Origin of the sequence: Stenotrophomonas sp. S49 (assembly GCF_016624905.1) — a bacterium.
Taxonomy (GTDB): Bacteria; Pseudomonadota; Gammaproteobacteria; order Xanthomonadales; family Xanthomonadaceae; genus Stenotrophomonas.
Genome location: NZ_JACVUD010000002.1, coordinates 38,933 through 52,383, shown reverse-complemented (window position 1 = coordinate 52,383; position 13,451 = coordinate 38,933). Strand labels below are relative to the sequence as shown.

The following is a 13,451-nucleotide window of genomic DNA, read 5'->3' as shown; positions in this document are numbered from 1 at the left end:
AGCCGCGTGAGATTCTGCAAATGGCTTAGCCCCCTCCGCTCGCAGCCCGTATCTGAATCTCATGCTGCACGCGCTGGTCTTCCAGCTGCTGTTCCATCTGGTTGGCCGCCGCACGCTGCTGCGCCTCGCGGCTGACCGCGTCAAACTGTTGCGCCGATTCTTCAACCGAGGTTTGAGCAGCCACTTCCGTGGGCATGCTCGCGCGATGGTGTGCCGGGTCTGCAGGCTCCCCTTGCACCAGGAACAACGTATGGCCTGTAGGACGCTCAGCGGTGGCATTGCTGACCAGCACGTGGTCCACCCGCTCCAGGTCGTTGTCCTTGGCCAGCACAGTCAGGCTTGCCGCCATGCGCTCGCTGATGTGGTCGAAGCTTCGGCCATGTTTTGCATCAAGCGCCTCGATGCCCTGGCGGACCTGCTGATACAGGGCATGGTCAGGATGGCCTGGCTGAGCTGGACCAAACGCGGCGCCCGCCGGATGCGGGGTGGCGACCTCGGTATCCGTTCGTGGCTCAGCCTTCGCCAGCGCGCCATCCTCGGTGATTGCAGTGGATGGGACAGCGTCCTCGTACTGCGACGCTTTCTCGAACCGCTCAGCCACAGGCTCGACAACGTTGTTCTGCGCAGGGAGAGCTTCAGCTATGTCCGCCCGCTCAACAACCGGCGTACGAGTAGCCTCCGGTGGAGTCTCAGGCACGACCGGCGGCACAACCGCGTGCTTCGGCTGAGGAGCAACGTAGCTCGGGGCCCGCTGTGCCTCCTGCGCATGTGCGTGGTGAGGAGCGGCATCCGGAGCGACGGCCGCATCAGCAGGCGGCTCAGGCAGCGTTCGCGCCGCAGGCGCATCAGCCACCTCCCGCGCGCGCTCCTGCGCTTCGGCCTGCTGCGGCTCAGGACGGCGCGGTGGCTCGGGCTCGCGCCGCAGCTCTCGCTGCTCCTCCCGCCGGGCAATTTCAGGGGTCTCGCGCTCGGCGGCAGGCGTGCGCACCGCCACGCGCGGCGCAGTGGCGGCAATGGGTTCAGAGGGAACAGGCACGCGGTGCTGGACCTGCTCGCGCTGGGCTTCTGCCAGCGCTTCATCAGCGTCCGTCGCCACCGAGGCACCGCGTTGAATCTGCTGGGCCGCCGCCAATGCGGCCTGGCCGGCATCCACCGTGGCTGCGCCTTGCCGATTGGCCTCCTGCAGTGCCTGCTGATAAGCCTCCTGCTCGCGCGGCGACAATGCTGCGATGCGCAGCTCGGGCGAATCAGGCACCGGGGCCTGCTGGGCGGCACGCGCACGCACTTCGCGCCACGCCGCCTGCAGTTCCTCGGTGGTCGTCGTCGCCACCGGATGGGCAACACCATCGGCGCCCACCTGGTAGTGGGTAATCGCCCGTGACTCGCCCGCATTGCCCTCGACCGCAGGCGCAAGCTGCTGCATCGTCGCGCCGGTGATGCCGTGCTGGACTCGTGTACGCGCCGTCGCCAGCTCGATGGCCTCCATCCACTGTGGGGATGGCGAGATGCCAGCAGAGGCATAGCCATGCCGCACCTCGTTCCGGTTCATCTCGGCATTCGTAGGTGCGGGGCGTGCCTCAAGCGCAGCAACGGAACGGTCGAGGACCTCAATCGACGGCTGCTGGATCTTGCGCGTCGCCTCCAGCTCCAGCGCCATGTTGCCCTGTGCTACGCGCCCCTCGTGGGACCATGTTCCCGCTTCGTCACGCTGGTAGAGCACGTTGTCCGAACCAAGAATGGCGTCCGGCCGGGCGCGCGCCGCCTCGACAGCATCGGGCACCACGGGCACAAAATCGCTTGCACGCGTGGCGGCACGATTCTCCAGGTAACTTGCCGCGATCGCCGCCTTGCCATGGGCGATGTTGTCCTCGATGCGCTGCACGGCCTGCTGGTTCAGCTCCGCAGCGCGTTCGGGTGTCGCCGTCTGGGTTTCGTAGACGCCGCGATCATTCGCACCGACGACATCGGTCTTGATCTGGCGGGTCCACTGTTGGGTCTGGGCATCGCGGTGCCAGTTCGGGTTACCGAAGCCTTTTCCTTCATCGCTGCGGGCAGGAAGGTTGAAGGGATCCTGCGGTGCCGACGCAGCCTTCAGTGCCAGCTCCACTGCGCTGACGCTGGCTCTCGCACCCAGTTCGCGCGCCTTTTCATAGCTCGCGCCGACACTGTGCTCGGTGGCAACCCCAGGGCCGGCAACCGAGTTCTCCATCTTGGCCTGGCGCTGCCAGTTGTTGCCGTCAAATTTCCACTGCACATCGGCATTGTCTTTCTGGTGATACACCGCACGGTTGTCGAGCAGGTCGGCACCCTTGTCGAATGCCTTGCTCATGAACAACGCATCGGCCGCGACCACCGCCGCCGGCACGAAGCTGGACGTGCCGATGACGGAGGCGGTTGCCATGCCTCCGAGCCAGCCGCCGCCACTGCGTGCAACCGCGTGGTTGAACTCGGACTGGGCGGCCGTGCCGTTGCCCTGCTGCAGGTGCTCGGATATGCGGCGCGTGGTGAGGATGGCATCCGCGCCGGAGGCGAGCAGGCCGCCGGAACGGACCAGTTGGCTGGCGGAGGCTTCGCCGATGAGGAGGTCCATGGTTACGAAGCCGCGCTGCGAGACGGGCTTGTACTGCGCTGGAGATGGTGCAGTCAGATCATAGATTCCTCCCCGCGCGGGCCCGATGGATGGCAGATCATCCACTAAGGCGTGCCGGACGCGCGCGTGGGTCACATCCGACAATGTTAGGCGCCCCGCCTGTTCCGCCTGCGATATCGCCAGACGCATCTCCATTCTGCCTGCCACTTCGCGTGCAAACGCGTCCCGCTCACCCGGGCCGGCAACCAGGTTCTTGGGGCTACTGTGGATCTCATCAATGATCCGCCCGATCCTGGCGTCTGAGTGAGTGACTGCTGCCCACTCTGACTCCACTGGCCCCATTGATCGCAGCATCCTGAGCTGGACTGCATGTTCCGCACGGTACGTTTGCGGGTCGGAGAAAAACCTTACGTTTCGAGCGTTGGCTTGATCCTTTGTCAACGCATCTGGCGTGGTGGCAAGAGCATCTCCATTGATTAGACCAAGCTTCAATGTCTCTTGGAACTCAGTCACCCGTGCCGCAATGCGAGCCGCAGCAGCAGGCTCTTTTCTCATTGCGGCCATACCATCGTCAGTCCTGCGCAGGTCATCGAGAAAGCTGGTAACACCGTCCGTGTACGAACTTCTTGTGCGACCACGGTGGGGAGACGATTCAATATCCTCGGCAAGCTCCCCCTCTACAGGCAAGTAGATGCGATTCGCCGAGGAATCTTTCTCAATGAGCTTGAGCTCATCCAGCCGTTTCAGCAGCGGATGATCTCTGAAGAGATTCTGCTCCAGAACATGGTGACTTTGCAGTATTACTTGACCAGCAGCCATAAGATTCCCTTCCGGCACACGCAGGCACTATCAGATATCCGCAGCGTCGATCAGCCGCACGCCGCGCGTCATGGGCTCCATTCCAAAGCCGCCCTCCAGAAGCGCATCACGCAGAGTCCTGTCGCAAAAGACATCAGCGGTATAGGGCGTTACGAACACGTGTGCCGCGCCTACTACTTTCGCGTCAAACGCCAATCGCGCGCCTCCCGCGAGGCTGTAGTACTTGCCATTCCTATAGCCCTCGGTCAGTACCTTGACCTTGGACGACGCCAGATCAACTGCATCAAGCACCCTCGTCACTTCGCAGAAGTAGTGCGGCGCAGCTGTGGCACCACTCTCCAGGACAAACTCGCATTCGACGAATGCAAAACCCTCAGGATCCACTGACGCAAGCAGTTGCTTCAGCGGCTCTGACACAAGCCAGTAGTCGGTGATGCCGCTCTGCAAATCCTTTGGCATGTCCCCCAGCCGGGGTTCATGCCGAAGGCGTGGCTTCACTTTCAAGTTCGCAAGCCCTCCAGCCTCAGGAGGGATGCTCAGGCTGGCGGGAAAAGGAATTTCATCTTCATTCTCGACCTCAACGCCGTGCCCCCGCCCACCACCGCCCATGTCAGCGCGAAGGATGTAGAACTGCCCCGATTTTGGTCCGCTTTCATTTTTCATACTCGAGCCCTATTCGAGAACATGTTTCACGATCTTGCTGGCAACAAGTAATCGCCAGTTAGCAGTCGCTTCCAGTATGTACTTCTCGACGACATGATTTTACCCCGCGGCAGCACCAGCGGGAACGGTCTGACCAGCGGCGCCTGGTCCACCCGGACCGACGCTGAATGCGAGTCCGCCTGAACTCCGGACTCGGCCTGGCAACCGCCGACGAATGCCATGCACACGGTCATGGCCAAGCAGAGAAGTGTTCTTCCCTGTGGAAGCATTGCGGCCCCTCGTTGCTGCATCAAATGGCTACCAGGGCTATGCCTGACGATCTCTTATACACCTCGGTGAAGAATGCTTCCGCGAACAGGTTCACTCCGTCTCAGCCCTTTCCATTGGAGATCGATTCTTCCTTCAGAATGGACCGGCCAGGATTTCGTAGACAACTCAGAGCCATAATCAATGGTAACGAGAGAGGTGTCTATGACGAGCAAGCAGTACACGGCTGAGTTCAAGGCCGAGGCGGTCAAGCAGGTGACCGAACGGGGCTTCGCGGTTGCGGAGTTTGCCAAACGGCTGGGAGTCTCTTCGCATAGCCTTTACCAATGGCTCCGGAAGGCCAGAAGCGAGGCCCTGGCGGGCACACCCGAGGGGGCGATGCTGCCATCGCCCAAGGATTCAGCCGAGGTCCGGCGTTTGAAGGCCGAGGTCAAACGCCTGACCGAGGAGCGCGACATACTAAAAAAAGCCGCGGCGTACTTCGCCAAGGGATGACGGCGAAGTACGCGTTCATGCGTGAGCATCTGGAGCGATTCAGACTGACCGCAATGTGTCGAGTCCTTGGGGTTAACCGCAGTGGGTACTACGCATGGGCGGGCAATCCAGACAGGCCGCGGCGTCGTGAAGATGATCGCCTTCGCGGCCTCATCAAGCACGCCTGGCTGGCGAGCGGCACGGTCTATGGCTACCGCAAGATCACGCGTGAACTTCGGGAGAGTGGCGAGCGCTGCAGTCGCCACCGGGTTCGACGTCTGATGAAGGCAGACGGCATACGCGCGGAAATTGGCTACGGAAGGAAGCCGCGACATCGAGGCGGGCCAGTCGGATTGGCTGAGAACGTCGTCAATCGTGACTTCTCACCCTCTGGTCCCAACAAGGTGTGGGTCACCGACATTACCTACATCCGCACGTACGAAGGCTGGCTGTTCCTGACTGTGATCGTCGACCTCTACTCACGGCAGGTGGTTGGCTGGGCAACGCAGTCCCAGATGACCACGGATCTTGTGTTGCAGGCACTCGTATCAGCGATAGGGAAGCGGAAGCCTGCTGCGGGCTTGATCATTCACTCCGACCAAGGCAGCCAGTTCACTAGTAGCGACTGGCTATCGCTAATGAAGCAACACGGCATAGTTCCGAGCATGAGCCGGCGAGGCAACTGCCGCGACAATGCAGTGGCTGAGAGCTTCTTCAGTGCACTGAAGAAGGAGCGAATCAAGCGACAGATCTATCCGATCCGGGATGAAGCGCACTCTGACGCATTCAATTACATCGAGATGTTCTACAACCCGATCCGCCGGCATGGTTTCGCTGGCGACCTAGCGCCTGTAGAGTTTGAACGGCGCTACGCGCAAAGCGGCTCATGAGTGTCTACGGAACTCTGGCCGGTCCAGCCGCCCATCCCATCGCCTGCAACCGGACTCCATTGAAGAATCAATCATGCCGCTGAAATTTGAGCGTCAGCCTGGCTGCGCAATCGATCGCCACTCCGGCGTGATCATCACCGCACCGCGCATCCTGCCGGCGAGCCCACCGGAGGATCCGAACCACACCGAGTATCAGTATCTCTTCTATCTCAACGCCGAGAGAGTTGAGGGATTGGGGCTATTTGGAAGCGACGAGATGGTTGAGACAGAGAGTGGCCGCGTACGCGTCTTTGCCCTCGATCTAGGTCGCGACTCGGCTCTGAAGTCCATCCTCGGCTTCAAGCAGACGTTGAACAACCAGGACAGCAACTTCGCCTTCCTGTGTTCAGTTGCACAGGGGTTGGTGCTGGCGAACATGGACCACAGCAGTTCAAGGTATGGCGTGCGATACGTTGCGCTCACCAAGGCCGATGCACTGGCTTGCAACGATATTTCTACCGTTGGCATTGCGCCCGCTCACCATGGAGGCGTCATCATCTTGGCTGAAGCAGTCAATCCCGTTCGTGCGGATTGAGGCTGACCGTCATGTCCAGTTTCATATTCGACGATTTGGCTCTCGCAACATTGCACGGAGCGAAGAACACTTCTGACGGCAGAGCGGTTTCAATGCAGCAGAAGCAAGAGGTGATCTCCTACCTGAGATCACGCCAATCGGGGCCTGATGGCGTTACGAGCTTCGCTGGCTACCTCACGACCAAGATGTTGGCTGCCGGCAGGCGCCATTGGTTGTGGCTCCGAGCTACCTACGAGATGCAAGCCGTTCCAGTCGATCTTCCACGGGGTCTACGGCGCCGGCAGGAGTGCGGTGACGGTATGGCGCACCTTCCGTTCATGCCTACCCCCCCCTATGGCGTACTGCTGTCCCGGCGTGAAGATCGGAAAAGTGGGTTCCCGGGCGGGTGAAGGCGGTCTGCGTGACGGAATCGGCCTGCTGAATATGTGAACGAGAGAGCAGTATTGAAGGCCGAGCTACCCGACTTCTGAAATGCGTGGGGCAACGACCGTATAGTCTGCCTGGGGAGTAATCCCGCTCGCATTCAGCGCGTCGCCTGACCGCCGGACATGCATCTCGTTGGCGACGAGATCTGCGGAGTAATCCGAGCAAGATGTCGCCCCTCGCAACAGCTGCGCGACACCAACGATACGAATTGAAGGAACGACTATGCCAATGGATTTCAAGCCGCTCGGGATCTCTGCAATTGACGAAAGCAGCGGCGTGTCTATCCCGCAGCCCCGCATGCTTCCCGCAACTCTGCCGGGAGGCGGAACAGGCATCGAGTTTCAGTACGCATTTCGACGCAATGGCGAGCGGATAGGCGGTTTAGGAATCTTGGGAAAAGAGACGGCATTGGTTACCGATGGTCACCGCGAGTGGCTATACAAGCTCGAGATCACTCACCACTCGGCATTCGATTCGATCTTTAGATTGAAGCGGAAGATTGGAAACACGGATGATGATTTCATCTTTCTTTCCACCATTGCCGAAGGCCTTGTGGCCGTGTTCGTAGGAAGCCATGACAATGTCGAACCACAGAGAAATGTGGTTGTGACTTCTCTCAGCGCTCTCAATCAACAGGGAATTCTGGTACCCGAGCAAATTCCGTTTTCACAGGATGGCGAGATTGTCTTGGCAGATGCATACGTTCCCGGCAGCCAACCCCGGGCGGTGCAGCCGTGAGCAGATACGTCTTCGATGATTTTGTCCGCACAACCTTGGGTGGAGCGACCAACAGAGCGGATGGAAGTCCGTTATCGCCCCATCAGGTGGAGCGGATTACCGACTATCTCAAGGCACCTGGTTCTGGCCCAGACAGTGCAACCAGCTATGCCGATTTTGTCGCAGGAAAGATGAGCGCGCTTCCGCCTCAGCTTCCAGCGGGGAAGGACTATGTTGCCTTCTCTGGTACGGACAGGGGAAACGCACTCAACTACTCCAACGCGCTCGCCTACGCGGAAGATGTTGATGGGCGCGCAGGGATTATTGGCGATACCGCATGGGGCAAGTACATCCAGAGCATCGAGGACCTGCCGACACAGCACCCCGATTTCAGCATCATGGAAGCCAAGCTAAAAGCCTTCTTGCAGACAGAAGGCGTGATGCCCATGAAGGATAGTTCCGGTGGCGCCCTTCGAGACATCATGTGGAACGCCGGCAGTTCCCAGTTCCTCGAAAACGCCATCGGCACCGGCAAACCGCTTGTCGCCTTCGTAGATGGAGCGCCAGCCAACCGCGGGTTCAGCAACTTCGAGCTACCCACCGCCCTCGAACACCCTCAACTCCGCATCAACGGCTACCCCATAAGCGCCTTCGGTACAGACCCGCTCACCTTCGCCAGCCAGTCAGCCGCCGAGTACCAGACCCTCGAGCGCACCCTGGCCCAGCACGCCACCACCAACACGGGCCAAGCGGTTGACGTGGCCCAGGTGCGCCTGCACCTGAAGCCCATCGATGGCTATGACGCCATGGGCAAGACCCTCTTCGAAAAGCCCCTGCACGACTACAGCGCCCTAAGCCTGCACGAGATGTCCACCACCCGCGCGGAATGGGTCGCTGCTCGCTCGGCGCTGTCTACGGGCCCGCGTCTGTTCGCCGATCTTCCCGAGCCACTGCCCCATTCGCCGCTGCAGCCGGGCGCACCGCGCGGGCCTCCGGGCGTGGCAGTAGCCGAGGCCGTACCCCACGGGGTGAACCCCGGCATGAAGGCACTTGGCGTTGCCGGCGTCGCCCTTATGGCGCACGACTTCGCCACCTCCGGCCACAAATGGGTGGAACTGAACTCGCAAGGCAACACTGCAGGGGCCGATTCCACTTCGGCGCATTTCGTCGGCCGCAACCTGGGCGGTGCGCTGGGCGGCTTCGCCGCAGGTGCGGGCATTGGGGTCGTATCCGGTTCGTGGTCGGGCCCCGGCGCTGTCGTTGCGGGCATCGCTGGCGGCGCGCTTGGCGCCCATCTGGGTGAACAGTGGGCCGCACAGAAGGACATCGAGCGGGTCTATATCCAGCAGGACCCGTTGCATCGCACCTGGACACGTAGCCCGGCAGACCCGGAGGGCCGCTGGCTGCGCAGCGCCGAGCAACAGCAGGTGCAGAGCGCCGATCTGGGGACTGGCGTGGAAGTGCGGCCCGTGCAGACGGCACAGGGCGCCGATGTCACCTTCAAAGCCGACTATGTGGCCACCGGCACGCTGGAGCGCCAGTTGAATTGGCAGGCCGCCCGTGCCTCCTACGAGCTGGGCCTGGCCAACCTGCCACCGCCGCAGAATCCCTATCGACTGAATGCCAGTGGCTTGAAAGAGCCGCCACCCAGCGCCTTCGAGACCGGAAGGGAGTTCGTACGCGATACCGTCTCGCGGCAATGGGAGCTGGAGATACGGGAAGTCGTTGACGGGCGCACACCCATCACCCGGCGCGAGCCCATTCCGCCGGAACGCGAACCGGCCCTGGATGAGCAATCGCGCACCGTCATCGCGCAGAACGCGGCCAACACCCCCGCGTCGGTGGCGTCGCGCTACATGGTGGCCCACGAGCAGGGCCGCTGGAGTGATTTCGGCGACGCGCAGAACCCGTCCGTTCCGCAGGCAATCCGCAAGGCGCAGGACGGCGCCGATACCCTGCGTGCAAGCGACGGCCGCAGCTACAGCCGCCATGCGGATGGCCAGTGGGTCCACGAGGGCGTGGCCTACGACAGCCAGGCAAATCGCAATATCGGCGATGAGCTGGAGATCACCTGGCAGAGCCAGAACGCCGGCATTGCAGACATGGGCAGGATGGCCGAGCAGATCAAGGCCACCGTACACATCGCGCCTGAGGGCGTGCGCGGCCAGGTGGAGACGCTGTACGCAAAGCACGGCATTACACGCACCGAGGAGCAGCTTGCCGCCACGACGGCTGCAGTTGAACAGAAGCTTGCCGCCGTTGGAAAGCAGACCGACATCACGCTGGAACTGATGCCGGACCCGCGCACGCACGCGCCCAGCGCGGACAGCGCCATCGCCTCCTTCGGCACCGCCCCGGGCAACCGCATGGAGCTGACTTCCACCACCACCGTGGAGGACATGGCGCGCATGCAATCGGCCCATGGGGCCCCGTCCCCTGCCCTGCCGCAGAGGGATGGGCAGCAACGCGAACGCCCAATCGTTCCCGCCGTGGTACAGGAACCGGAACGCCCCGGCCATGCAGTGCACGGCCACGCCGGCAAGGCCGCGGAGGAAGCCCAGAATGCAGGCAGCCCGCTGTTGCCGGGCCACCCCGACTACCCCCTCTACGAGCAGATTCGCGATGGAGTAGCTGCCCTGGACGCCAAGCATGGCCGCAGCTTCGACGCGATCAGCGAGCGCATGAGCGCGAGCCTTCTGGTGCTGGCCAAAAACAGCGATCTGTCACGCGTGGACCACGTAGTGCTGAGCAACGCGAGCGCGCAGAGCCCTGCGGGACAGACGGTGTTTCTGGTGCAGGGCGAGCTGAACGACCCCTCGCATGTGCGTTCTTCGATGCCCACAGCGCAGGCCGTGCAGACGCCCGTTGAGCAATCACTGCAGCGGTATGAAAGCGTGAGCCAGGAAGCGCAGCAGCGTGCGATGGGCCGTGAGCTTGAGCAGCAGTCGCAGGAAGAGCGGATGCAGCAGGAGGTGAGAGGGCGTGCGGCGAGTATGGGGTGATCGCCGCCCGGTACCCACTAATTCCCTCTTGGACCATGACCGTGCTACCGATCGATCCCGCCTGGCTGGCCGCCTTCGATGCCGAGCTCCGCTACCTGTTCGCCATCGACCACCAGGATGCTGGCATGGATGCCTTCCTGATGGGCTGCTACGCCGATCTGCCGCCGCGCGAGGCGGCGTTGCGTTTGGCAGTGACTACGATCGGGAGCGCGACGATGCGCTCTGGCCACGCCCTGGGTAACGCAATGGATCGCTGAAGTCCTTTGAACCGGAATCCACTGAAGGATCAATCATGTCGCTAGTGATCGACGCGCCAACCGCACGGCACGTATATTTCTCAGCCAGATGAGCAATGGATTGACTCCATGAAGATTGCTGCTTTCAGCTTCCGCTGTGCTGTCACGGCAGTGCTGGCACTGGGCGCCGGCGGGTGTATGAATTCCTCATCCATGGAATCGCAAAGCAAGGAGGCTGAAATGAGTGAAGATCCCACCGTGCGCCGCACGATCAAAGGGCACACATACACCACTGAACCTGTGGAGGCCAGGATAGGCCCGCACCGATTCATGTTCCCCGCCAATTACTACGACAACCAGATCGGTCCGTACTTCGATGGCAGCGTTGGGCTGACCGTTCTGTGGCCCGACCTGGGCCCCGCCCCACCGGGCACCCGCCCGGATCGTTCGATGGAAGACTTCCAGCGCTCTGTGGTCATTGGCCTGCAGCATATTGATCGCACCCCCATCAGAGGCTTGTTGGAGCGCTATGCCAGCACGGAGCAGACCTCGACGCCGACATCGGTACTGCGCAACGACCCAACCGAACGGCTTGACCTGCGGATACCCCAGCCAGAGCGCTTCGGCCTGGTGCCCTATGCAATCAACGAAGCATTGATGCCTGCGTTCCAGAAGGCACTGGAGCAGGAAACGAAGATGCCCCAGCCCCGCAATCTGCGCATGGAGAAGGATTGGTACGTTGCTCGAAATGGCGATGGCGAACTTACCACCTTCATCAAGTGCGAGAGCGAAGCTCACTTCCCCGACGGTCTCACCATCTCCGGTGATCGACTGGCCGACACGGAAGACAGCCGGGTAGCCGGCTGCATTCACTACTTCGTGGATGTTGAGGACAGCATCTCGATCACTGCAACCTATCCCCGGGTCATCCTGAAAGACTGGAAGCACATCGAGTCTGCTGTGCGCACCGCCCTTGCCAAGTACAAGAGGTCCTGACAATGGCCGCTCAAGGAAGAACTGACGCCCCCGGCCTGAGCCAACGCGATATTGATGTTCTGACCGCCTACGCGAAGTCTGGAAATCGCGAACTCTACTGGAATTACCTGGCACAGCATGGAGGGTCAGATGGCTACGGAAAGCTGGCCTTGGGCGTGGTGCGCAACGACAACATGCCCGGCGCCACCGCCAACAGCTATGCCCAGGAGTTTGCAGCGGACCAGCAGGGCAAGGGCAGCGGCTTCGCTAACCGCGTTCTGAGCGAAAGGCAGTGGGACGACTTCGGTCAAACGCTGCTGTTGAGGGACCTGGAACAGCGCCAGAAGATGATGGAGGAGAACCGGCCTGACCTCGCCCTCAATCTGCCAGTAGCACGCGTGCAGCAAGCGCATGACGATGCGTTCAAGGATCACAAGCTCGACCCAAACTGCTGGACACCCCGCCTTCTGCTTGAGGCCGCCTATGCAAAGGGTGGCACGGAGGCGACACAGGCGATCTGGAAGAGCATGCTGGACAACTCTACGTATGGCGTCATCCGCGGTAAGGACACCGTGGTCAACGTCGCTCAATACATGGAGCCTACAGACGCTGCGGCCTACAGTGCTAGCTTGCTGAGGGCAGGCGCGTTGGCCAGCATCAGTGAAGCAAGTGTCGACCCGAATCACATTGGCAACAAGATCCGGATGCACGAATACTCGCCGGAAAAAGACCAATGGCGGGTGGGCGCGGGTGAAGCCGTAAAGGCAAGCAGCCCCGTCGCCCGTGCACTGGGGCAGATCACGATTGAGGAAACCGATCGACAGACCATTGATCGGCTCAATGAAACACGGGAACTCCGCCTCGAGCGTCAGCAGAAGTCGCACGCGTTCCATCCTGACGATCCACACCGGACGATCATGAAGAGCCCGGTGACCCTGGCGTCCGAACAGGTCCCCCTGCGGGAGGACTCCCTTGCAAGCGCCCAAGGCCTGCCCGCGAGGCACGAGAACGCCGCACTGCATCAGCAGATCAAGCAGCATGTTGCCGAAATCGACGCCGGGCTAGGCCGCCCCTTCGATGAAACCAGCGAAAGGCTGGCCGCAAGCCTGACTGTGAAGGCCGTAGAGGCGGGCATACACCGGGTGGACCACGTCGCCCTCAGCAATGCCACTCCCCAGGCCCCCGCTGGCCACACGGTCTTCGCCATCCAGGGCGACCCAGCTGACCCGGCCCATCTTCGTGCGGCCATGCCCACAGCGCTGGCGGTACAGACGCCGGTCGAGCAGTCCATGCAGCAGCTTGAAGGGCTTCGTGTTGACGGCCAGGAACGTGCGCTGGCGATGCAGAAGGAGCAGCAGAGCCAAGATGCACGCGCCCAGGAGAGCCCATCGCATTCCATGCGGATGGGCTGATCGCCCACTGTCAGCACGCCCCGGCCACAGCCTGATGGATGGATGTCAGGCTAATCCCGACACCACATCAGACAAATCTGATGTTCTAGAGATGAGCAACACGTCACACTCTTGGCGGGGCCAGGCCGGGTCCTGCTCGAAGAGTGCTGCTCGTCAGCCATGGCAGCCTCTGCCTGGTGGATGTCGGTGACGCAGCACTACGCTCTGGCGGTGACATCATTGGCTTCCTGCTTAGAGGAAACATGGTGGCATGGGTGCGCTTCGGGTGCGTCTCGTTGACTGAAACGAAGGCACTCATAGCCGCCGGCAGCCTTGATCACGACGCCGTTGATGAGTACCTCGATGGCGAGTACGCACGCCTGCTGCGGGCATGACCGCGCACGGGCTTCTTTGTGAATTTTGTTCG

At 61.6% G+C, this 13,451-nt stretch carries 9 protein-coding genes and 1 pseudogene; 8 read left to right on the top strand and 2 right to left on the bottom strand.

Going from position 1 to position 13,451, the window contains the following annotated elements; all coding sequences use genetic code 11:
• Window positions 1-25 precede the first annotated feature (25 nt).
• The gene (locus tag IAE58_RS00770; protein ID WP_199932433.1) at window positions 26-3,409 is read right to left on the bottom strand and encodes an XVIPCD domain-containing protein; all 3,384 of its coding nucleotides are present in this window, start codon (window positions 3,407-3,409) and stop codon (window positions 26-28) included.
• 30 nt (window positions 3,410-3,439) lie between these two features.
• A complete protein-coding gene (locus IAE58_RS00765) occupies window positions 3,440-4,072 on the bottom strand; it encodes a DUF1629 domain-containing protein (RefSeq protein WP_199932432.1) in 633 nt (210 codons plus the stop codon).
• Window positions 4,073-4,543: 471 nt separating this feature from the next.
• Here IAE58_RS00765 and IAE58_RS00760 point away from each other — a divergent pair.
• The 8 genes and pseudogenes from IAE58_RS00760 to IAE58_RS00725 all read left to right on the top strand — a co-directional run bounded on the left by IAE58_RS00760 (window position 4,544) and on the right by IAE58_RS00725 (window position 13,419).
• Window positions 4,544-5,703, top strand: a protein-coding gene (locus IAE58_RS00760) for an IS3 family transposase (protein WP_199932431.1) whose coding sequence is annotated in 2 segments (ribosomal slippage) — window positions 4,544-4,799 and window positions 4,799-5,703 — 1,161 coding nt in all. Because the reading frame shifts where the segments join, the coding sequence is not laid out codon by codon here.
• 73 nt (window positions 5,704-5,776) lie between these two features.
• On the top strand, window positions 5,777-6,277 hold the full coding sequence (locus IAE58_RS00755) for a hypothetical protein (RefSeq protein ID WP_199932430.1): 501 nt from the start codon (window positions 5,777-5,779) through the stop codon (window positions 6,275-6,277).
• 654 nt (window positions 6,278-6,931) lie between these two features.
• Window positions 6,932-7,441, top strand: coding sequence for a hypothetical protein (locus tag IAE58_RS00750; protein WP_199932429.1), 510 nt, complete (start codon window positions 6,932-6,934; stop codon window positions 7,439-7,441).
• A complete protein-coding gene (locus tag IAE58_RS00745) occupies window positions 7,438-10,422 on the top strand; it encodes an XVIPCD domain-containing protein (protein WP_199932428.1) in 2,985 nt (994 codons plus the stop codon). The genes IAE58_RS00750 and IAE58_RS00745 overlap by 4 nt, the downstream gene beginning before the upstream one ends.
• Before the next feature lie 35 nt (window positions 10,423-10,457).
• Window positions 10,458-10,663 (top strand): annotated as a pseudogene (locus IAE58_RS00740) (hypothetical protein).
• 124 nt (window positions 10,664-10,787) lie between these two features.
• Window positions 10,788-11,654: a hypothetical protein gene (locus IAE58_RS00735; RefSeq protein ID WP_233614535.1), complete on the top strand. Its 867-nt coding sequence runs from the start codon at window positions 10,788-10,790 to the stop codon at window positions 11,652-11,654.
• Window positions 11,655-11,656: 2 nt separating this feature from the next.
• A complete protein-coding gene (locus tag IAE58_RS00730) occupies window positions 11,657-13,045 on the top strand; it encodes an XVIPCD domain-containing protein (RefSeq protein WP_199932427.1) in 1,389 nt (462 codons plus the stop codon).
• Window positions 13,046-13,188: 143 nt separating this feature from the next.
• Complete coding sequence (locus tag IAE58_RS00725; protein WP_199932426.1) at window positions 13,189-13,419, top strand: hypothetical protein; 231 nt, start codon at window positions 13,189-13,191, stop codon at window positions 13,417-13,419.
• Window positions 13,420-13,451 lie beyond the last annotated feature (32 nt).